Below are 24222 nucleotides of genomic sequence, written 5' to 3'. Positions count from 1 at the left end.
AAATATGTCCTTTCTATCTATGGTTTTTTGGATCTAATGAATCGGCAAATACTTTTAATACTAAGAAAAATAAAGTTGAAATAATACAAATAAATAAAATAGGTAGAATAATTAAATGCGGATAAACTTGTCATTCACTTGATTGCATAATTGATTGTAAAATTTTACCTAGTGAAGTATTTTTTTTACCATCAACAAATCCTCTATCAAAATAAGCTAAAGTTGATTCAATTGCAATTGCTGTTGGAATTGAAAATGTTGATACTTGAATTAGTACTGGTAAAATTTTTGGTAAAACATTTTTTCTAATAATTTTATCTGATCTGGTTCCAAGTGTAATTGAAGCAATATTATAATCAGCATCTCTAATTGATAAAACTAAAATTCTAATACTAAATGCTGGACCAATTCAAGCTTGAATAACAATTCCCAAAATCATTGGCCAGTATCCAATACCAAATACTGACATAATAATAATAATTAAAATTAGTTGTGGAATAACTAGAATTAATGAAGTTAATTGGTAGAATAAAATATCTAATTTTCTATAATATCCTCAAATTAATCCCATAATAATTCCAATTGATAACTGTAAAAAGGTCATAACAAAAGCAAAAGATAAACTACTTCTTAAACCTAATCAAATCTCAATTCAATAATCTTCACCATTTCTACCTAATCCAAATCAATATTTCATAGATGGGTGTTCTTGAGATGTACCAGGTGTTTTTAAAGGAATTGCTTCTTTTCCTCAAGGAACAATTATTGAAGTTAGTAATAAAGCAAATAAAATAATTGAACAAACAATAAATACTTTACTAGTAACAAGAATTCTACCAACAGCTTTTCAATAACTGTATGGCTTTGTAATAATTGTTTCACTAGTTTTAGCTTGTGATCCAACTAATTCAAATAGAGAGTGATCTATTTGAAAAATATCTAAACCATGTCTTTTAAAAAACGCTTCTCTTTCTTTATCTAAAAGAAGTGAAAAATCTGGTTGTTCTAATTGCTTTGTTTTCATATAAACCACTCCTTTCTAATCTTTAGTTAAACTTACTCTTGGATCTAATAAAACATGAACTAAATCAGCTAGTAATTTTGCAAAAATACTTACAAATGAAGATAAAACTGTAAATCCTAAAAATACAAAAAAGTCATTTCCACCAGCTGATTCTTTAATTAATCTACCCATTCCAGGAATAGCTCATTGAGTTTCAACAATCATTGAAGATCCAAATACTGTTAAAATAATTTCACTTGGAATACTTCTTATAATTCTTACTCCAGCATTTCTAAAAATGTGAACATAATATGTTTTATTTGAACTAGTTCCTTTAGCTAAAGCAAATTTAGCATAATCAACAGTCATTTCATCAACTATGTATCTTCTTACAAATGTAGCAATTCCTGGTAAATTAATTACAACAATTGCAAAAATAGGTCAAAATCTAGTTGCAAAACTTCCTGTGTTATAAATTCCTGAATTTCCTAAAACAGCAACAGAAAAAATAAATGTTCCAATAATAATAACAATTGATGGAATTGCTAATACTAAAGCTGAAATACCATTAAATACGTTATCAAATAATTTTCCTTTTTTCTTAGCAGCTCCAACACCAATTAAAATTGCTAAAGCATAACTAATTAAAACTGAAACTGAACCAATAGCAAATGAATATGGCATTGCTTTTAAGAAAATAGATAATGCATCACTACCTTCTTCAGCAACAGTTGTAGCAGTTGTTACACCTAAATAAACATATCTTGTTTCAGTAATCAATTTAGATGAATCAACAATTTTTTGTCCATTTTGAGAAATAATAACTTCTGAACCTAAAACAATTTGCTTAGGAATAAAAGGTGTGATGTTTTTTAAATATGTAAGTATTTGTGGAATTAAAGGTCCATAAACACCAAATCGCTTCATACGATCTTCTAACAACTTATCTTGTTGAGCTCTAGATAACCCCGTTTTTTCAATATCTGGTGGTAAATATTTTTCATTTGGAGTAATTAAACGAATCACAACATATAAAATAACAATTGATAATAATAAAGTAATTAGACCATATAATATACGCTTAAATGAATAACCATATAAAGGGTGTCTTACAAAATACTTATAAATATTAGCTGAAGTGTCATAATATCAATATTTAAAAGTAGTTCATTTACTTACTTTATGTTGTTGATTAGTTTCATTAAGTAAACTAAAATCATCAAGTAACAATTGAGTATTTAAATTCAATGCTTCTTGCTTACTTTTTGATGTTGATTTCATAAAGCTTTTCCTTTCTATTAAAATATATTAAAAAGCAAAATAAGTTAATCAAATTAACTTATTTACTAGAAATATAGTGCTATTAAAACCACTGCAAAATTTATTAATATATTTCTTTGATAGTATCAAAATATTTTTCAAAATTAATAAAAAAATAAAAAAAACTCTATTTTTTTATTTGATTTGTTATATTCTAAAAATGAAAAGGTATGTTTAATATGCAAAAATCTAAAGTATTTAAAGAACTAAAAGAAATTGACAAGTACACTAAAGAACAACATAAAAAACAAGTTAATCAAACAATTGAAAGCGTTTATGATTCTAGTGAATTTAAAATGAATTTTTATGAATATCAACAAGAAAAAAAACTAGGATGAATTGGTTGATTAATTGTTTTTTTAATATTTATAATTGGATCCTTAATTAGTGTTTTAGTTGGGTATTTAACACTAAATATTAGTCATTTAAGTAATTGAAAAGGAATTAATTACTTTAATGTTTTATATACAGCAATTTTATTTTTTATAGGATTTATAATTGGGTTTATTAAAAATAGACAAGCAACAAAATTTTTTAACGACAAAAGAAGAAGATATCAAAAAACATTAGAATTAAAAGAAGCTAAATTAATTAGATTAAAAAAAATTTTTTATTTAAGTGGATTTTTAATGTTAATTTTAACAATTATTCTATTTTTAGTATTTAAAATTTAAATTTTAACTAATAGGTAGTTATTAAATACTCATATATCTATATAATCTATTTATTATTAGGAGGTTTTATGAAAAAATTGTCAACTAATCAAATAAGAAAAATCTGATTAGATTTTTTTATTTCTAAAAATCATTATTTTTTAGAGCCAGTATCTCTAATTCCAGTTGATGATCCATCACTATTATGAATTAATTCAGGAGTTGCTACTTTAAAACCATATTTTGATGGTAGAAAAACACCGCCTTCACCAAGACTAACTAACTCTCAAAAAGCGATTAGAACTAATGATATTGAAAATGTTGGGGTTACAGCACGTCATCATACTATGTTTGAAATGCTTGGCAACTTTTCAATTGGTGATTATTTTAAAAAAGAGGCTATTCAATTAGCTTGAGAACTTTTAACAGATAAAAATTATTTTGATATTGATAAAAATAAGCTATATATTACTGTTTTTAATGAAGATATTGAAGCTTACAATATCTGAAAAGATGTTATTAAAATTGATGAAGATCACATTTTTAGATTATCTAGAAAAACTAATTTTTGAGATGTAGGACAAGGACCTTGTGGACCAAATACTGAAATTTTTTACGATAGAGGTGAAGTTTGAGATCCAAATAAAATTGGATCTAGATTAATTAGTGATGATATTGAAAATGATCGCTATATTGAAGTTTGAAATATTGTTTTTTCTCAATTTAATAATGATGGAAGCAACAACTATGTTGAATTACCTAGAAAAAATATAGATACTGGTGCTGGATTAGAAAGATTTGCTTCAATTTTTCAAAACACTCCTACTAACTTTGAAACTGACATTTTTTATCCAACTATTAAAAAAGTTGAACAACTAACTAATAACCAATTTAAATACTCAATTGACAATTATTTTAATCCTAATAAAAAACAAACTAGAATCAATACTGCTTTTAAAGTAATAGCAGATCATATAAGAGCTACAGTTTTTGCAATTTCTGATGGTGTATTTCCTGGTAATAAAGATAGAGGATATATTATTAGAAGATTAATTAGAAGATCTTGTGTTTTTGGAAAAGAATTAGGAATTAAACAAGCATTTTTATATAAATTAGTTGATAGTGTCATTGAGTCAATGAAAGAATTTTATCCTTATTTAATTGATAAAAAAACTTTAGTAGAACAAACTATTAAAGATGAAGAAGAAAAGTTTTTAAAAACTTTATCAAAAGGATATGATCTTTTAGAAAATATTATTAAAACAAAAAATATAGTTAGTGATAAAGATGCTTTATTATTATTTGAATCATATGGTTTTCCAATTGAGCAAACTATTGAGATTTCTGAACTTTCTAATGTACAAGTTGATGTTGAAGGATTTAACAATTTATTAGAACAAGCAAAACAAGCAACAAGAAACGCTAGAAAAGATCTAAAAGCTTGAGATAAACAAAATGAATTATTTACAAAACTAAAAGTAGAATCTGAATTTACTGGATGATCTGAACTAAGTAGAGATAATGTTAAAGTTGTTTATATGTTTACAGATCAAAAACAAGTAGAATCAATAACTGATCAAGAAGTATTTGTAATTTTAGATAAAACTCCTTTTTATGCTGAAAAAGGTGGACAAGCTGCTGATAGTGGAATTATTTTTAATGATCAAATGAAAGGTTTTGTAATTGATGTTCAACAAGGACCGATGCATCAAAATATTCATAGAATAAAAGTTCAAGGTACTTTAAAAGTAAACGATTTGATAAATTGTAGAGTTGATGAAGAAAAAAGAATCTATACAATGAAAAATCACTCAGGAACTCATATGATCCATTATGCTTTAAGAGAAGTTTTAGGAACTAGTGTAATGCAATCTGGTTCATATAATGATGAAAATGGTTTGAGAATGGACTTTACTTATCACAGATTACCAACTAGTGAAGAACTTTTAAAAGCTCAAAACTTAGTATTAGAAAAAATTAAAAATAAAATTGATAGACAAACTTATTTTTGTAGTTTAGAAGAATCAGTAAAAAAACACCAAGCCTTAGCATTTTTTACTGAAAAATATGATCAAATAGTTAGAGTTATTAAATTTGGTGATTTTTCTTCAGAGCTTTGTGGTGGAACTCATGTTAATAATACTAGTGAAATAGAAGATTTTATTATAACTGGAATTGAATCAAAAGGTAGTGGTCTATATAGAATTAAATGTTTAACTTCATTTAGAGCAGTTAATGAGTATTTAAATGAACAATTTAAAGTATATAAAGACCAAGCTGAATCTATTATTGATAAATATAATCAAAATAAAGATCTTTTAGTAAATGATCAATTAGAAAATATTTATTTACAAATAAAAAATATTGCTATTAATAAAGACAATTTAATACTAATAAAAGATTTATTAGATAAATTAAAAGTTCTAAATAAAGATTATGATAAAAAAGTTAATGATTTAATTACAAATAATAAGTTATTAAAATATAAAGATCTAACTCCTAGTTTAAATAAAGATAACGTTAATGAAATTAAACTAGAAACTACTGATTTAACTATTAAAGATTTAAAACAACTAGCAGATGATTTAAGAAATAAATACAATGATTTAATTGTTATTTTATTAAGTAGTACAAAAGAAAATAATTTTATAGTTGTTGCAGTTAGTCAAAGTTTACAAAATAAATATAAAGCAATTGATATTTTTAACAATTTAGAAGGTTATGAAACTAAAGGTGGAGGAAATGCTAATTTAGCTCAAGGTAAATTTGTTAAAAAATAAAAGTTAATATATTAATTATTAATAAGTAAATTGTTTTATTATTTTTTTAAATTTAATATTAACATTAAGGTAAGAGTAATCTCATTTTTTTATTACTATTTAGTGTTTTTATTTATTAATAATTGCTATGAATGTTATGAAAAATAACGTAAAAAAATCTTGATTTTTTTTTTTTTTTTTATATTAAAATGTTTAAGTCAAATTAATCTATTTAAAAAGGAAAAGAAATGAAGAAATTATTAGCAATTTTATCATCACTTGGTTTAATAGCTGCATCAAGCTTATTTGTAATTGGTTGTAAAAATAATAATTATAAATCTGACAATCAAAATAAAGAGAATACAAATTCTGATCAAATGTCATCATATCAATCAAATAATTCTGATCCAAAAAAAGAAAAACCTAAAAGACCAGCAACTGAAGAAGAAAAACCTAAAAGACCAGCAACTGAAGAAGAAAAACCTAAAAGACCAGCAACTGAAGAAGAAAAACCTAAAAGACCAGCAACTGAAGAAGAAAAACCTAAAAGACCAGCAACTGAAGAAGAAAAACCTAAAAGACCAGCAACTGAAGAAGAAAAACCTAAAAGACCAGCAACTGAAGAAGAAAAACCTAAAAGACCAGCAACTGAAGAAGAAAAACCTAAAAGACCAGCAACTGAAGAAGAAAAACCTAAAAGACCAGCAACTGAAGAAGAAAAAAATAAATTACAAGCAATTTTTAAACAACAAGAAAATGGTTTTGCAGCATTTCACACCTATAAAGATGTTTTAGATCAATTGTTAGTCTATGCAAAAGAACAAGATTTAAATGAACTTGAACTTGAAAATGGTGTTAATGAAAATGAAAATCTAAAAGAAGATAGGAATAGCGCTAATAAAAATACTATTAAATTAAGACTTTATGGTTCTAGTGTGATTTTTACTCCTAAAAAAGTTTTAAATAATGAAGTAGAAACGATTTATTCTTCTGATAAGAAAAAACTAATTCAAATAGGATATAAAAAGAATTCAAATACAGATGTACAAATTAATAAAATTCAAGAAACTATTACAGAAGTTCCAAAGCACTTGCCATTAAAAATTAATTCACTTAAAGATGCTTTTTCTAAATCTAAAATATCAAAAGTAGAAAACTTAGATTTATGAGATACTAAAAATATTAAAAAAATGTCTACTGTTTTTGATGATGCATCTAATTTTAATCAGGATATATCAAAATGAAATACTTCAAATGTTGTTGATATGAGTGGTATGTTTAAGGATGCTGCAGAATTTAATCAGCCTTTAAACGAATGAAAAGTAAACAATGTTAGAGATATGGATGATATGTTTGCAGGCGCAAAGAAATTTAATCAAGATTTAGATAAATGAGAAACTTCTAGCTTAGCTAGTATTAATCAAATGTTTTGAGATGCTACTAATTTTAATGGAAATATTGCAACTTGAGATGTGTCAAAAGTTAAAAGTTTATACAATACTTTTGCATATGCAGTATCATTCAACCGAAATATTTCCAATTGAGTTACTTCTAATGTTGAAAATATGCAAGGAACATTTAGTGGAGCCAAATCATTCTCACAAAATTTAAGTAAATGAGATGTAAAAAAAGTTATTATAACTAAAGACTTTAATAAAGAAGTTCAAAACACATTTGGAAATGAAAATCTTCCTAAATTTAACATAAAAATTACCTATTCAGAATAAGATTTTATTTTTTAGAAATCTTATGATTTTTTTAATGTTATAACTAAATTTACAAGTAAATGTATATTATTATTTTTTGTAATTTTTTTTAAAATAAAAAAATATTTACAATTATTGAAAAAAAGGATCTTTAATAGATCCTTTTTAATTTAATTATTAAATTGGAACTGTAAAATAAATTATTTCTAATTATTTCGCACAAAATGATTATTTTTATTATTTATTAAATATTTCAAATAAAGTTCTAACTAAAACTGCTTGTCCTCTACCAGCTTTATCTGCAGTTCCAGCTATATCAAAATGAACAAATGGTTTTTCTTCAGCAAATGCACTTAAAAAGGCTGCAGCAGTAGAACTACCAGCTTCTCTTCCCTTAGCAGCGTTAGTTAAATCAGCATTTACACTATCTGCTTTAACTTTTTCTAAGTGTTCATCAAAAATTGGCATTCTTCATACTTTTTCACTAGTCTTGTGTGATGTTTGAGAAACTAATTCTCATCTCTTATCACAATTTGTAAATACTCCAGTAGCATAACTTCCTAAAGCAATTACCATAGCCCCAGTTAGAGTTGAAGCTTCTCAAATTTCAGTTGCTTGTTTTTCTCTAATTGCATAAGTAATCCCATCAGCTAATACTAATCTTCCTTCAGCATCTGTATTATCAATTTCAACAGTTAATCCGTTCATAGATTTAACAACTGATTGAGGTAAAGTAGCAGTTGATCCAATTCTATTATCTGTAAACATACCAATTCCAACAATATTAGCTTTAGCTTTCATTTTAGCTAATGCCATAACAGTTGAAAGCATAATAGCAGCTCCAGACATATCAAATTTCATACCTTCCATAGCACTTGAAGGTTTTAAATTATACCCACCACTATCAAAAGTAATTCCTTTTCCAACTAAAGCTTTTTTTGGTTCATTTTCATCACCAACATATTCTAAAACTACAGCTTGTGGTTCATATATTGATCCTGCATTAACTGCTAAAAATAAGTTCATTCCTAATTTAGTAGCTTCTTTTTTACCTAAAACAGTAACTTTAAGTTCATCTATTTCTTTTGCTTTTTGAATTATTTTTTCAGCTAAATATTCACTTGTTGCAATATTTGGTGGAGTATCTTGTAAAGTTCTTGCAAAGTTTACAAATTCCATTTTAATAGCTTCTTTTTCTTCTAGTTCTTTAACATCTTCATTTGTAATTAAGTTATAAATTACTTCATTTGGTTTACTATCTTTTTTATAGCTTACTTTATCAAATGTTTCAAAAGCAATTGTTTCATAAATTGCTTCAATAGCATCTTTTTTACATCCACACATATCAAAAAATACTAAGAATGAATCAACGTCAACATTTAAATTAAATTTATTAGCTAGAACAAATTTTTTAAAGGCATTTCTAATTTTAGTTTTTAAACATTTATTATCTTTTTTAATTACCATATAAATGGTTTTATCTTCACTAATAAATGTAGTTGATAAATCAGTATCTGATACATAAGGTTTATCATTAACTTCAGTTAAACAAACTAAAGTTAATTCTTCTTTTTTATCATTAAATTTAATCATATATATCTCCTTTAATTCTAAGTATATAATAACATTTTAAACTATCTAATAACTAATATTTAGACACATAGATATTAATAACTAGTATTAAATTTTATTATTTTAAATTACTAAAAAACTGAACTAATTAACTTATAAATAAGAAAATTGTTCAGTTTTTTCTTTTATTAAAATTTATTAAACTAATATTATTTTTTTACAATAAATTTGTGGTTTGAATTAGGATAAATTTGATTATTAATAATAGATATTTTATTTAAAACATCACCTATTTCAAATTGATACTCTAAATTATTAACTTGACCATAAATATCAATTTCTATAACTTGATCTTTAACATTTTTAAAATTATAACTACCATTATCAAATCTTAAAATAGCTGAATTATTTTTAACAAATATTAAAATCTCATCTCAACATACATCAAAACTATATAAACAGTTACCTTGATATATTTTTGATTTGTCATCTAATTTATATCAAGATCCATCTGGTAAGAAAACTTCTCTATTAGTTGAATTTTGTTTTAATATTGGACACACTAAAATATTTTGACCAATATAATATTGATCATCTATTAATCTAGCAATTTTATTATTTTCATTTTCTAAAACCATCGGTCTTAGTATTGGTAATCCTTTTTTAATTGATTCTTGTTCTCAAACTTTAAATTCTGGTAATAAAGTTTTTTTAAACTTAGCTCATTTAATTGAATTATCTAAAGTGTTTTTATCAAATCTTCAAGGTTCTCTTTGACCTAAAGCATGATATCTTGAAAAAGTATTTAACATTCCTATTTGAGTTCAACGATTATATAAATCTAAACTAAAATCCTGAGATTGAACAAATCCTCCAATATCAGTTCCTCAAATCACTTCACCAGCTAAACTCAAAGAAAGACCTGCTTGTAAATGATTTTTTAAATCACTAAAACTAGTTATGCTATCTCCAGATCACTTACCAACAAATTTTTGAGTTCCAATATATCCTGGACGACTAACTACAACATTTTTACCAATTCCAAAAAATTCTTCACCAGCTTCATAACAACATTTAACATATAAAAACATAAAATATTGTTTAAAATCTTTTGCTTGATAATTATTAAATAAAATAGCATCTTCAGGTAAACCATCTCCATAATCAGGTTTAACAAATCTTAGACCTAATTTAAATAATTTTTTGATTTGATCTTTATATCAGTTATAAGCTTTTGGATTTGTAAAATCAATTATGTAATTATTTTCTTGATATGTTTCAGTTCCAGTTCATGGATGAGCATAACCGCCATTTTTACTTTTAACTAGCAAATCGTTTTCAAATAAAAATTTAGAGTTTTTTAATCCATCATTTTGAATGTATGGATTAATTCAAAAACACATTTCTAAACCATTAGCTTTAACATCATCAAATAGCTTTTTAAAATCACCAAAAGCATCAGTATTATATTCAAAATTACAACTTTTTGTATATCTATTTTTTAACCATTTTGGATCTAAAGTAATAACATCTAGTGGATAATTTAATTCTTTTACCTTATTAATTGCTTCAAATAATTCTTCATAGTTATGATAATAAAGTCTATTTAATCAAACTCCATATCCAATATCTGGAACTTTTGAAATTCTGTTAGTTAACAAAGTATAACTTGAGACTAATTCTTTTAAGTTTTGATTTGAAAATAAATATAAATCCAAATAATCTTGATCAACTTTAAAAGATAATATATCAGTTGTTGGAGAACCTATTTCAAATGTAGTTTTACAACTTGTATTAACTAAAAAACCTCACTTATTAGTTGAATATAATAATGGCAAACCATTATAAGCTAAATCATTATTTGTTACACAAGAATTATCAGAATTTCAAATAACAGACTCAACTCCATTTTTAACTAAAGGTCTAAACTTTTCACCAAGTCCATAGAATTTTTCATCATTTTCAATATCAAACGACATAAAAAATTTTTGAGTTTTGTTTTGATCAATTTCAATTCCCAAATTAGGATTGATAAATCCTTCAAAAAATTGATACCCCGTTCTTAAAGTAGTTCTAGTTTTAATGTTTTGATTACTATCTAAAATCATTAAAACAAAAGGATTAATGCTAAAAACTAATTTTTCATCATTATCTAAATCAATAATTATTTGATCTTTAGTTTTTATAAAATTAATTGGCTTTTGTTTTAAATTATTATTTAAATGTTCATTAAATAAAGTAGATATTGTTTTTTGAAATAACTTTAAGTTAATAATATTTGATTCAAAAAGTTGAATTTGAAAAGTTGCTTTTTGTAAATTTGAAAAAGTAATCTCGATAAATAAGTTATTATTAGCAGTTCAAAGATCAGAAACTTTAGTTGTTATTAAATATTCATTTTTAGGATCAAAAATTCTTTGTTTAATTGGAAATGAATATTCCAACATTTCTTTAGTAATATTATTTGGTTTTGGCATTTTTATTTCTTTCTAATAGCTCTAATATTTCACCTTTATATATATCAGCTTTCGGACCATAAACAATTTGTAAAGAAACTCCTTTATTTAAAACACCAACAGCACCAGTTAATTCTTTAAATTTATTTTCAACTTTTGTTTTATCTTTAACTTTAACTCTTAATCTAGTCATGCATGCATCAACATCTTCTAGATTATCTAATCCACCTAATAAATTAACTATAGTTTTAACAGTTTTATCTGCTTTTATTGTTTTTGGTTTATATTCTTGCTTTTCTTCAACACTAGTTGATGATTCATCATTAGTAAATCCAGGTATTGCCGGTTTAGTTTTTTTAGTAAAGAAGTAAAATACAACAAAATAAATTCCACCAAAAGCAATAGTTACTAATAATAACCATAAACCTTGAATTCATAAAATACCTTTAATACCAATTCCAGTTATTGAAGTTGGACCAAATACAAATAGGTATTTAATTAATGTTTCAATTCCTCCAAATGCATGAATTCTCATTGGAATAAAATCACTAATTCCAAATGCTACTCCAGTTAGAATTGCATGTAAAACATATAATAAAGGAGCTGAAAACATAAAAATAAATTCAATTGGTTCTGTAACTCCAGTTAATAAGCAAGCAGCTAATCCTGAAAAATAAATTGAAGAGTATCTAGCTCTTTTTTCTTTAGGAATCGCAAATGCCATACCTAATCCAGCACCAACTAATGAACCTGATGAAGTAATCATTTGTCCAACTTTAAATCTTACTGGTACAACTGAGTCTAATACTATTTCATAAACTTGTTGCATTGATAATCCATTAACATTAGTGTGTTTTGCTGCATAATCAGTTCATTCACTTTTTACGTTTCCTAATGCAGTAATTCAACTTAATCAGATTTTTTCTTGTCCTTGTGCTTTTAAAGCTTCTTTATTTGATAAACTGTTAAAAAATTCAGCAATAATCTTAGCGTTTTGTTCATTTGTATTAGTAAATTGACTTGAATTTGTAAAATCTACATTTCCACCTAATTGACTATAATTCATAGGAATTGTGATCATATGATGTAATCCAAATGGTAGTAGTAATCTTTCTGAAGTTCCATATAAAAATGGAGCTAAAAATTTCAATTTTTGTTCTTTTGCAAAAAAGTTTCCTAAATAATTAATTACAGTTTGAAATAATGGTCAAATTAGTCCAATACCAACAGATATTGGTAATACAATAATAATTACCATAAAAGGAACAAATCTTGCACCATTAAAAAATGATAATGCTTGTGGTAATTTGTTAAAGTTGTAATACTTATTATAAATTGTAGCACCAACAAATCCCATTATAATTCCACCAATAGCATCATATCTAATAGACATAACTCCTTCTTGGCTACTAAAAAATAATTCATGTTTTTCTCATCTACCTAAAGTGTAGTTTAAAAATTGTAGTTCTTCAGTATTAGGATCAGTTCTTGTTACAAACATTGAAGAACCAACAGCTAATAAAATAAAATATGCAAACGCAGCAGCAAATGAACCACCATATCTATTTTTAGATCAAGTACCACCAATTGCAACAGCAAACAATAAACCCATATGACTAAAAGCTGCTCAACCAACAGTTTCAATAACACCACCAATTTGATTAAACACTTTAGCTGAAGCCTTAATTTGTCCTAGCCCTAAAGGACCAATTATTTTTCCTAAAATAATTGTCAATCCAGCTGCAGGTAAAAGAGCAACAAAAGTCAAAATTGATTTAGCAAATTTTGAAAAAAATTCGTGTAAGTTACTCTCTTTAGCCTTTCTAAAATCTAGTATTTTTTTCATTCTTTTTCCTTTCTAGTTTATAAAATATATTTTATATAGTTTATGATTTAGAAAAATACTAGATTTTAAAAAATAAAAAGAACTAGTATATACTAGTTCTTTTATAAATTATTTAATAAATTATTTTTCAATTGAGATAACTGTTCCAGCACCAATTGTTCTTCCACCTTCACGGATTGAGAACTTAGTTCCTTCTTCAACAGCAACAGGTTTAATTAATTGAATTTCCATTTCAACATTGTCACCAGGCATTACCATATCAGTTCCTTCTGGTAAAGTAACTTCTCCAGTAACATCAGTTGTACGGAAGTAGAATTGAGGGCGGTATTTATTAAAGAATGGTTTATGACGTCCACCTTCTTCTTGAGTTAAAGCATAAACTGAAGCTTTTAATACAGTATGTGGTTTAATAGTTCCAGGTTTTGCTAAAACTTGTCCACGTTCTACTGAATGTCTGTCAACACCACGTAATAATGCTCCAACATTATCTCCAGCCACAGCAAAATCAAGTAGTTTTCTAAACATTTCTAATCCAGTAACAACAGTTTTAGTTGGTTCTTCTTTTAATCCAATAATTTCAACTTCTTCGTTTACTTTAACAGTTCCACGTTCAACACGTCCTGTTGCAACAGTTCCACGTCCAGTAATTGTAAATACATCTTCAACTGGCATTAAGAAAGTTTTATCTGCATCTCTTTGTGGAGTTGGGATGTATTCATCAACTGCTGCCATTAATTCATTAATTGCTCCAGTTCATTTTGAATCACCATTTAATGCTCCTAAAGCTGAACCTCTAATAACTGGTGCTCCTTCTCCGTCAAAGTCATATTCAGTTAATAGATCTCTAATTTCCATTTCAACTAGATCGATCATTTCGTCATCTTCAACCATATCACATTTGTTTAAGAAAACAACAATTTTTGGAACTCCAACTTGTCTTGATAATAAAATGTGTTCTCTAGTTTGTGGCATTGGTCCATCAGTTGCAGCAACAACTAAAATAGCTCCATCCATTTGTGCTGCTCCAGTAATCATATTTTTAACATAGTCAGCGTGACCTGGGCAATCTACGTGTGCATAGTGTCTGTTAGCTGTTTTATATTCAACGTGTGCAGTATTAATTGTAATACCACGTTCTCTTTCTTCTGGGGCATTATCAATATTTGCATAATCTTTGAATTCTGCATTACCTTGTTCAGATAAAACTTTAGTAATTGCAGCAGTTAGTGTAGTTTTACCATGATCAACGTGTCCAATTGTTCCAATATTAACGTGAGGTAAACTACGGTCAAATTGTTCTTTTGCCATGTTTTTTTCTCCTTAAAATTTCTATAACAAATCAAGAATAATAGATATATTTCTACTATTTTGTCTGCCCCTTTTGGGGCGTTTTTACTATTATATATTTTACACTTATTTAATACTTAATTCAAAAAATATTATTTACCTGATTTTTTAATAATTTCATCAGCAATTGCTTTTGGAGCTTCTGCATAATGACTAAATATCATAGTGTAATTTCCACGTCCTTGAGTAAATGAACGTAATTCAGTAGCGTATCCAAACATTTCAGTTAATGGTACTTTTGATTTAATTGTTTGAGCATTTCCTCTTTGTTCTGAACCTTCAATCATTCCACGTTTTGAAGAAATATTTCCCATAACATCTCCATAATATTCATCTGGAACTGTTACTTCAACATTCATAATTGGTTCTAAAACAACTGGATTCATTTTTTTAGAGGCTTCTTTTAAAGCCATTGAAGCAGCAATTTTATATGCCATTTCATTTGAGTCAACTTCATGCATTGATCCATCAACAATTGTTGCTTTAACATCAATCATTGGATATCCTGCAATAACTCCGTTTCTTAATGCATTTTCTAAACCTACACGTGCTGAGTTAATATATTCTTTTGAAACACGTCCTCCAGTAATTTTATCAACTCATTCAAATCCTTTGTCTTTGTTTGGTTCAAATTCAATCACAACATGACCATATGAACCACGTCCTCCAGATTGTTTGATATATTTACCTTCAGCTTTTCCTGGTAATTTAATAGTTTCACGATATGAAACTTGTGGAGCACCAACATTAGTTGCTACATTAAATTCACGTTTCATACGATCAACAATAATGTCTAAGTGTAATTCACCCATACCAGCAATAATTGTTTGTCCAGTTTCATCATCTGTATAAGTTCTAAAAGTTGGATCTTCTTCAGCTAATTTTGATAAAGCAATACTCATTTTTTCTTGATCAGCTTTAGTTTTTGGTTCTAATGCTAATTGGATAACAGGTTCAGGAAATACCATTGATTCTAAAATTATTTCATGTTTTTCATCACACAAAGTATCACCAGTTGTAGTATTTTTTAATCCAACAGCTGCAGCAATATCACCAGAATAAACTTCTTCAATTTCAGTACGGTTATTTGCATGCATTTGTAAAATACGACCAACACGCTCTTTTTGTTGTTTAGTTGAGTTTAATATATAACTACCTTTAGTTAAGATTCCTGAATATACTCTAAAGAATGTTAATTTTCCAACAAATGGATCAGTCATAACTTTAAATGCTAATGCCGAAAAAGGTTCAGTATCACTTGCATGTCTTTCAACTTCTTCACCTGTTGGTAAAATTCCTTTAATTGATGGAATATCTATAGGTGATGGTAAATAATCAACAACAGCATCTAATAATAATTTAACACCTTTATTTTTAAATGCTGAACCAGCTAATACTGGGAAAAAGTCGGCATTAATTACACCTTTTCTAATTGCTGATTTTAATTCAGAAATACTAATTTCTCCACCATCTAAAAATTTCATTAATAATTCTTCATCATATTCAACAGCAACTTCAACTAAATGCGCTCTTAATTCTTTAGCTTGTTCTAATAAATTAGCAGGAATTTCTATTTCTTTATAATTTTCTTCAGGTTTTCCATCAAACTCATAAGCTTTCATTTCAACTAAATCAATAATACCTGTGAAGTTTTCTTCAGCTCCAATTGGTAATTGAATTGGAGCAGCTTTAGCACCTAATCTATCACCAATAGTTTTTACTGAATAAATAAAATCAGCACCTGTTTTATCCATTTTATTAACAAAAACAATACGAGGAACTCTATAATTTGTTGCTTGTCTTCAAACAGTTTCAGTTTGAGGCTCAACACCAGATTGACCATCTAAAACAGCAACAGCACCATCTAAAACTCTTAATGAACGTTCAACTTCAACAGTAAAATCTACGTGACCTGGAGTATCGATAATGTTAAATCTTGTATTTTTTCAGAATGCAGTTGTAGCAGCAGATGTAATAGTAATCCCACGTTCTTGCTCTTGAGCCATTCAGTCCATTTGTGAAGCACCTTCATGTGTTTCACCTATTTTATGAATTTTTCCAGTGTGAAATAAAATACGTTCAGTAGTAGTAGTCTTACCAGCATCAATATGAGCCATAATACCAATATTACGAGTATTTAATAAACTGTATTCTCTAGCCATTTATTAATTTTCCTTTCTAATTATCAACGATAGTGTGCAAATGCTTTATTTGCTTCTGCCATTTTATGAGTATCTTCACGTTTTTTAACTGATCCACCAATATTATTTGATGCATCAATAATTTCATTAGCTAATTTAATTGTCATAACTTTTTCGTTTCTTAATCTTGCATAATTAATTAATCAACGTAAAGCTAAAGTGATTTGTCTTTCAGCTGAAACTTCTACAGGAACTTGATAGTTAGCTCCTCCAATACGACGAACTTTTAATTCTAAGTGAGGTTTAATATTTTCAATAGCTTTATTAAATACTTCAATTGCTTCTTTATTAGTTTTTTCTTTAATTATATTAAATGCATCATAAATAATTGACTGAGCAATTCCTCTTTTACCATCTAACATAATTTTATTAATTGCACGAGTAACTAATTTAGAATTATAAATTGGATCTGCTAAAACATCTCTTTTTTCTGCTTTATTTTTACGCATGGTAATAACTCCTTTCTTTTTATTATAAATATGCTACTTAATGTGTTCTTTTTAATTTGATATACACGGTTTACTTATTACTATTTATTTTCTTATTTTTTAACTTTAGGTCTTTTTACTCCATATAATGAACGTCCTTGTGAACGTTTTGCTACACCTTGAGTATCTAAAGTACCTCTAATAACGTGATATCTAACCCCTGGTAAATCTTTAACACGTCCTCCACGAATTAAAACAACACTATGTTCTTGTAAATTATGTCCTTCTCCTGGAATATAAGCATTAACTTCCATTCCGTTTGTTAATCTAACACGAGCGTATTTACGTAGCGCTGAGTTAGGTTTTTTAGGTGTCATTGTTGCAACACGCGTACATACTCCACGTTTTTGTGGTGATGCTATTTTAGTAACTTTTTTAATTAAAGTATTAATCCCTCTGTTTAAGGCTGGAGCTTTAGTTTTTCATGTTTTTGCTTTACGGTTAACTTTAACTAATTGATTAATTGTTGGCATGTATTTTCCTCCTTTCACATTTCCGAGTGTATCGAATTAACACAATTTTATATTATATATAAAAATATGCTAAATTCAATAAAATAATAAGAATAAAAAAATAATCTCTATAAACTAAAAAAATTATAGTAAAGGTTGAATAATATTATAAATTTTAATTATGATTTTTCTAAATCAATTAATGTTTTTATTTGGTAAATGATCATATAAATAACTGTTTTTAAAACCTACGTTTCCCAGTTTAAGCATAAAACAAAAAAACATACTTATGTAAATTTTTGATCTCATAAGTTATGTTTTTTATAATGTAATGTCTAAGTGACTTTTTCTTTTGTTAAAAGCTCTAATAATATTTGATAAGTTTGCCAACTTTCTTGTAACTCATCATTATACACTTGTATAGTTTCGATTTTTTGTTTATTTACAAATACTTCAATTTCTTTAACTTCTTTGATAACATTAATCACTTTATGCTCAGTGATTTTGCTTTTTCCAGTCAGTCCTAATTTTGAATTTAGAATGTAGATGATGTAGTTTAAAAACACTAATGAAATGAAACATAAACAAATGTAACCAACAATATGGTTTCAAGTTGATAAATACATTGGACGAAGAGATAATTTACCTTTTAATGTCTTGAAATTAGACTCAATTTGTCATTGTTTTGAATATAAATTAATAACTTCTTTTACTGATAAATCTGTTCTGTTTGTTTCATAAACATAGTATCCATCATATTTTTGATTTTCTTGTATTTTTTCTATGTCAAGTTCATAAAATGCACCTTTGTTTATAGGTTTAAAGAATCTATATTTTTTAGATCCCGCTAAATCATCACAAGAAACAAGATTATCTTTATTCATTTTCTTAGTGAAATTTTGAATTAAAATGTCTCTATCATTTTTGTCTTTAGTTGCTCGTTTTTGACTAAAACTAATTATTTGTCTTCTAAAATGTCCATTAATTCTTTTTTTATTGTATGAAGATGCAATATCACGAGTTTTGTATATCAAACCACCATCATTTATATAATCTTTTTCATCTAATATATACTCTTTAAATTGTTTGCTTCCAGCTTTTATTCTGTATGAGATTATGTATTTTCAATTCTTAGATTCTAAAAATCTAATATTTCTATTAACACTCATTCCTTTGTCAGCAATTATAGTTACACTGTTAACTTCATAAATATCTGCAATTTCAAGCATAAATGGTATTAAAGTATTTGAATCAGCAACATTTCCTGGAAATATTTTGTAGTGTAACGGTATTTCATTTTCATCAGTTGCCATACCTATAACAATCTGGTCTTCTTTAAATTTTCCATCTTTTGAATAACCAGTTTTTTTATAACCTTCACGAGAAAATGTTTCAAAATAAGTAGTTGTTGCGTCAAATCATAATACATCAATTTTTCTATTGGTATTTGCACAAATTTTTGCATTTAAATTTCTTAAAATTTCATCTTTGTTTTTTGCTATATAGTCTAATGATCTATAAAATGAATTTTTTGAATGAGTGTCTATTTTTTCTTTTTTTGCTGTCTTATAAGTGTTAAAAACACTTATTGGATTTTTAATTCTTTGATAAATCAACTGTAAAACAACATCTTTTAATGTTGTCGATTTTGTGGGAGAACAATCATTAAAAATATTGAAATAATCAAATAGTTTTTAAACTACTTCGTAACCTTTAAACCTTTCTAAAACTTCTTTTTTGGTTTCTTTTTTCTCTTTAAAAATTTCATCTAATTTAGTTCTTGCTTGTTCTTTTGTTCAAGACAATGGAAAGTTTGCAATAATTGCTTTGATAATTGCTAGCGGATCATCATGATATTGTTTTAATTCATGTAAATATCCATATCCTAATCTATATACAAAACCTTTGTTATCTGGTCTTGGCACTCCAATTGATAAGTATTCGCCTTTTTTAACTCTTGCTATTGATGTTCTTCATTGTCTTTTTACATCATTTCTTGACTTCTTCACGTCTTTATTATATCATATTTAAGCATAAAAGCATAATAAATTATATTTTTTTGTTGGATTATTAAACAAAATGGTACCAGACCAATTATAAGACCACAGATCTGTGGTCTTATAATTGAACAGGAGGTCTAATGTTTGTTATCCAAGAAAATAAAAAGTTTAATGAAAAAAAGAAACTTATAATAGATACTTTTGAAAAAGAGCCTAACAGAAAGTTGTTATCAATCGCTATACAGTTTCAAAAATCACTTTCTACTGTAAAAAAATATAAAAGTGAATATATTAAATGAAAGAACAAGGAAGCAGAGCTAATTCTTTCACATAAAAACACTAATAATAAAAATGCTCAAAAATATAGTGATGAGATAATACATAATTTAGGTGAAAAATACCAAGAACAAGTAAAAATAACTGGTGGAGATGTAAATAATGCTAGTTGTTCTTATTTAACTTTAGAAAACTATCACAGCACTCTTATGTCAACTAACACTAAAAATAAAATTTCTTATTCAACTTTAAATAGGAGACTAATACAACAAGGTTATGCAAGCCCTTATTGCAAACGTAAAACCAAAAAAGAAGTTAAAAAAATAAGAAGACAACAAGAAGAAGGAAAATTAATTAGGTATAGCAATGAGCTAGTTTTTTATGTGCCTAAAAACGTAGAAAAACACAGACTAGCAGTAGCAAACAATTATAAATTTGGACAGGTAATAGAAGTAGATGGATGTACTCATTATTATTTTCAAAATAACACAATAGCAACATGTGTTATGGCTGTTGATGTTGGAACTAATCAAATACTTGATATGTGTTTTGAAGAATACGAAGAATCTTTAAATTCTTATCAAAAAATTTTTGAAACAATATTTAGAACTTATGGCTATCCTCAAAGAATTATTACTGATAATAGAGCTAATTTTAAAAAAGATGAAAGAAATAACGCTAGAACGCGTTTAGAGCTTGAAAATAGGGGTATAGAGGTGATTTCTTCATCTAATGCTAATGCAAAACCACATGTTGAAAGAATGTGAGATACAGTCCAAAAAAATGCACCTTTCTTCTTTAAACAAAATGATATAAAAACAATTGAACAAGCAAATCAAATAAAACACAAATTAATAGATTTTGTTAATAGTAAATGTAAAAAAAGAAAAAGAGATAATGCATTTAGACAACTAGGTGAAAATGAAGTTGAAAAATTCTTTGACCTACCTATACCTAGAAAATTTGCAAATGGTGTAGCAGAGTATAAAACTAAAATTTATGCTCCATACGATGAATTTGGTAAACGTTTTAGATTTTATAAAAAAGAAAATATTCAACTTGTAATTGGTTCAGATGAACAACTTTACTTTAGAACAGATACTAAACGCTATATTGCAAAGCCATTAGAAATTGGTTCAACTGATTGAGTTGAAGTTGATTTTGTTAGAAGAAAACAATTAGATGAAAGTAGAAAAGAAGATTTAAAAATACTAACAATGATAAACCAAACAAGAAGAATTCATAGTGGATTAGACAAAACACTCTTATACATAAAAAAATACCCCAATGGATTACCTAGTGAGTTAGTTGACGAGATCTCAGGAATCGTATTGAGGGTTAAAAGTGATTGTTCAAGGTTTTCCCATGAACTCAAAGATAAATTAGGCTTGTTAGAATAGATCTATTATTCTCTAATTTCTTTGATAATATAATTATAACTTATAGTACCATTTTGTATAATAACCCACGTAAAAGCATAATAAATTATATTTTTTTATAAAAAAATATAGTCGCTGAAAACTGAGTGTTTTCGCGACTAAGTGGGAAACGTAGGAAAAACAGCGCTAAATAAGCGCTATTATTCCAATTATTAAAAATGCAACACTAAGAACAAAACATGTTAAATAACAACATATTAATGAAAAAGATATTCAAAATCTTTTATCATCATTTTTATCAGTATTAATAGAAAAACTTATTGCTCTATTGTGTTGATTTTTTTGTTTTATTTTTTTTATAACAAATATTGAAACGATTAATAGAATCGCTAAACAAATAGATATTAGTATAAGACCAATTGCTCAATTTTTAGAGATTTTATCTTGTAAAAGAATAGCAAAAAAATAATTATTTATCATCTATTTTAAAATAGCAACAACATCACCTTGTTTAACTTCACCCATTTTTACAATTTCTAAAGTTTTTCCACCATTATTTGTAAAAATGATTGGGGATTTAATTGATGGAACTTTTTTAGCAACTGATTTTAAATCAACAGTTACTAATTTATCTCCAGCATTAACCTCTTGATCTTGAGTCACAAATGATTCAAATCCATTACCATCTAAGCTTACTGTATCTAAACCAATATGTAATAAAATTTCAACACCGCTTTTTGTTTGAATTCCAAAAGCATGCTTTGTTGGAAAAGCAGTCACTAATTTGCCACTAACTGGAGCATGAAAATCATTTGATTTTGGATTTATTGCAAATCCATCTCCTAACATTCTTTCTTTAAAAACTTCATCTTCAACTTCATCTAGTGTAATTATTGTTCCATCACAAGGAGCTAAAACTTTCAAATTCTTATTAAAAAATCACATGTTGCACCTCTTTTTTTCTTATCATTTTAATTTTAACATTTAACAAGATAGTGTTGGTTAATAAGATAATTAACTAACAAATTAATCTAAATTATTTAAAAAATCTTCAACAAGTTTATTTACTTGTTCATTAGTTTCACATTCTAAAACTTTATTAGCTAATATTTTAGCTTTGCCAAATTCAATTTTACTCATAAGTGATCTAACTTTTAAAACTGAAGTTGCACTCATTGAAAAAGCATCTAAATCTAATCCTAATAAAATTGGTAAAGCTTTAGAGTCTCCTGCCATTTCTCCACACATACCAACTCATTTATTATGCTTATGAGCTCCATTAATTGTTAATTGAATTAATCTTAATAAAGAAGGGTTTAATGGTTGATATAAATATGAAACATTTTGATTCATTCTGTCACTAGCAAATGAATATTGAATTAAATCATTAGTTCCTATTGAAAAGAAATCAGCATATTTTGCAAATTGATCAGCTAGTATAGCAGCTGATGGAATTTCAACCATCATTCCAATTTGAACTTGCTTATCATATTTTATGTTTTCTTTATCAAGTTCTAATTTACATTCTTCAACAAATGCTTTAGCTTGCTTAAATTCATCAATTGTAGCAATCATTGGAAACATAATACCTAATTTTCCAAAAGCTGAGGCTCTTAATAATGCTCTAATTTGATCTTTAAAAATATCTTTTCTATCTAGAGTAAACCTAATTGCTCTATATCCTAAAAAAGGATTCATTTCTTCATCAAATTTAAAATATGATAACTTTTTATCTCCACCAATATCTAAAGTGCGAAAAACCACCAAGTGTTTTATTTGACTAACAACTTTTTTATAAGCTTCAAATTGTTCTTCTTCAGTTGGGAAGTGATCATTATCCATATATAAAAATTCAGTTCTAAATAACCCAATACCTTCAGCTCCTGAATCTAGAACTGATTGAATATCATTTGTTGAACCAATATTTGCTTCAATTAGCTTTTTGATTTTATCTTTTGTTAAACTTGGTTCATCTTTAAATTTTTTTAATTGATCTTTTAATTCTATATATTGTTGTACTTTAGTTTGATAGTTTAAAACATCTTCTTTATTAAGATCTAATTCAACAATTCCACTACTTCCATCTAAAGCTATCAAATCATCAGTTTTAACTAATTCAGTTATATTTTTTAACCCTAAAATTGCAGGAATTTCTAAACTTCTTGCCATAATAGCAGCATGACTAGTTCTTCCACCAACATTAGTTAAAAATCCTTTAACAAATTTTTTATCTAATTGAGCAGTTTGACTTGGAGTTAAATCATCACTAACAATAATTACTTCTTTATCAATAGTTGATAAGTCATGAATTTCTAATCCTAAAATGTGAGAAATAATTCTTAAACTAACATCTTTAATATCTGCACTTCTTTCTTTAAAGTATGGATCTTCTAATTGACTGAACATTTCAAAATAGTTATTAGATACTGTAAAAAGTGCATACTCAGCATTCATTTTTTCTTTTTTAATCAATTCAATAACTTCTTCTTTAATAGCAGGATCATTTGCAATATCTTGATGAGCATCAAAAATAGCAGCTTTTTCTTCTCCTAATTTTTTTAAAGTAATTTGTTGAATTTTTTTTAAATCAGATATAGATTTTTCAATTGCTTGTTCTAATTTAATAATTTCTTGATCAACATCTGAAATTAATTGCTTTTGTATATCAAGTTTAGTTTCTTTTATAACAAGAGCTCTTGCTAAAGAAATTCCTTCACTTGCAGCAATTCCTTTAATTTGTTTTGACATTTTTATATCCTTACTA

15 protein-coding genes and 1 pseudogene are annotated in these 24222 nt (G+C 26.4%); 4 read left to right on the top strand and 12 right to left on the bottom strand.

The annotated features are described in order from the left end of the window. Positions 1–13 precede the first annotated feature (13 nt). Together oppC and oppB are read right to left on the bottom strand one after the other, a co-directional pair. Positions 14–1024 (bottom strand): oligopeptide ABC transporter permease OppC, encoded by a 1011-nt coding sequence (gene oppC, locus V2P32_RS01310; RefSeq protein WP_434343770.1) that lies wholly within the window; start codon positions 1022–1024, stop codon positions 14–16. A 15-nt stretch (positions 1025–1039) separates the two neighbouring features. Next, positions 1040–2284, bottom strand: coding sequence for an oligopeptide ABC transporter permease OppB (gene oppB / locus V2P32_RS01305; RefSeq protein ID WP_434343769.1), 1245 nt, complete (start codon positions 2282–2284; stop codon positions 1040–1042). Between the two features lie 218 nt (positions 2285–2502). Between oppB and V2P32_RS01300 the strand changes: the two genes are divergently transcribed. The 3 genes from V2P32_RS01300 (at position 2503) to V2P32_RS01290 (ending at position 7462) form a co-directional block, all read left to right on the top strand. After that, positions 2503–2997 (top strand): hypothetical protein, encoded by a 495-nt coding sequence (locus tag V2P32_RS01300; protein ID WP_434343768.1) that lies wholly within the window; start codon positions 2503–2505, stop codon positions 2995–2997. 68 nt (positions 2998–3065) lie between these two features. Then, complete coding sequence (gene alaS, locus V2P32_RS01295) at positions 3066–5756, top strand: alanine--tRNA ligase (RefSeq protein WP_434343767.1); 2691 nt, start codon at positions 3066–3068, stop codon at positions 5754–5756. A gap of 227 nt (positions 5757–5983) precedes the next feature. Next, positions 5984–7462: a BspA family leucine-rich repeat surface protein gene (locus tag V2P32_RS01290; protein ID WP_434343766.1), complete on the top strand. Its 1479-nt coding sequence runs from the start codon at positions 5984–5986 to the stop codon at positions 7460–7462. Positions 7463–7678: 216 nt separating this feature from the next. Here the strand turns inward: V2P32_RS01290 and V2P32_RS01285 are convergent, their stop codons facing one another. The 8 genes and pseudogenes from V2P32_RS01285 to V2P32_RS01250 all read right to left on the bottom strand — a co-directional run bounded on the left by V2P32_RS01285 (position 7679) and on the right by V2P32_RS01250 (position 19812). Beyond that, entirely contained in the window at positions 7679–9034 is a 1356-nt protein-coding gene (locus tag V2P32_RS01285; protein ID WP_434343765.1) for a M17 family metallopeptidase, read from the bottom strand. 188 nt (positions 9035–9222) lie between these two features. Next, positions 9223–11490 (bottom strand): alpha-xylosidase, encoded by a 2268-nt coding sequence (locus V2P32_RS01280; RefSeq protein WP_434343764.1) that lies wholly within the window; start codon positions 11488–11490, stop codon positions 9223–9225. Then, entirely contained in the window at positions 11474–13315 is a 1842-nt protein-coding gene (locus V2P32_RS01275) for a PTS transporter subunit EIIC (RefSeq protein ID WP_434343763.1), read from the bottom strand. The genes V2P32_RS01280 and V2P32_RS01275 overlap by 17 nt, the downstream gene beginning before the upstream one ends. A 120-nt stretch (positions 13316–13435) precedes the next feature. Further along, positions 13436–14623: an elongation factor Tu gene (gene tuf, locus V2P32_RS01270; RefSeq protein WP_011166362.1), complete on the bottom strand. Its 1188-nt coding sequence runs from the start codon at positions 14621–14623 to the stop codon at positions 13436–13438. A 131-nt stretch (positions 14624–14754) separates the two neighbouring features. Beyond that, positions 14755–16824 (bottom strand): elongation factor G, encoded by a 2070-nt coding sequence (gene fusA / locus V2P32_RS01265; RefSeq protein ID WP_434343762.1) that lies wholly within the window; start codon positions 16822–16824, stop codon positions 14755–14757. A 20-nt stretch (positions 16825–16844) separates the two neighbouring features. Next, complete coding sequence (rpsG, locus tag V2P32_RS01260; RefSeq protein WP_434343761.1) at positions 16845–17312, bottom strand: 30S ribosomal protein S7; 468 nt, start codon at positions 17310–17312, stop codon at positions 16845–16847. A 92-nt stretch (positions 17313–17404) separates the two neighbouring features. Next, on the bottom strand, positions 17405–17824 hold the full coding sequence (rpsL, locus tag V2P32_RS01255; protein WP_008362393.1) for a 30S ribosomal protein S12: 420 nt from the start codon (positions 17822–17824) through the stop codon (positions 17405–17407). Positions 17825–18138: 314 nt separating this feature from the next. Next, positions 18139–19812 (bottom strand): annotated as a pseudogene (locus V2P32_RS01250) (IS1634-like element IS1634 family transposase). Between the two features lie 131 nt (positions 19813–19943). Here V2P32_RS01250 and V2P32_RS01245 point away from each other — a divergent pair. After that, entirely contained in the window at positions 19944–21479 is a 1536-nt protein-coding gene (locus V2P32_RS01245) for a hypothetical protein (protein WP_434343361.1), read from the top strand. Positions 21480–21938: 459 nt separating this feature from the next. On the opposite strand, the gene V2P32_RS01240 is transcribed toward V2P32_RS01245, so the two are convergent. Both V2P32_RS01240 and ptsP read right to left on the bottom strand, forming a co-directional pair. After that, the gene (locus V2P32_RS01240) at positions 21939–22403 is read right to left on the bottom strand and encodes a PTS sugar transporter subunit IIA (RefSeq protein ID WP_011387122.1); all 465 of its coding nucleotides are present in this window, start codon (positions 22401–22403) and stop codon (positions 21939–21941) included. A gap of 81 nt (positions 22404–22484) precedes the next feature. Next, positions 22485–24206 (bottom strand): phosphoenolpyruvate--protein phosphotransferase, encoded by a 1722-nt coding sequence (ptsP, locus tag V2P32_RS01235; RefSeq protein ID WP_434343760.1) that lies wholly within the window; start codon positions 24204–24206, stop codon positions 22485–22487. Positions 24207–24222 lie beyond the last annotated feature (16 nt).

It is taken from the genome of Mycoplasma sp. 06067-C1-B144P-99-0482-3, from assembly GCF_051053925.1.
In the GTDB taxonomy this organism is placed as follows: Bacteria; Bacillota_I; Bacilli_A; order Mycoplasmatales; family Mycoplasmataceae; genus Mycoplasma; species Mycoplasma leachii.
Note: the sequence above shows the minus strand (reverse complement) of the source record. Positions and strands in the feature narration are given on the sequence as shown.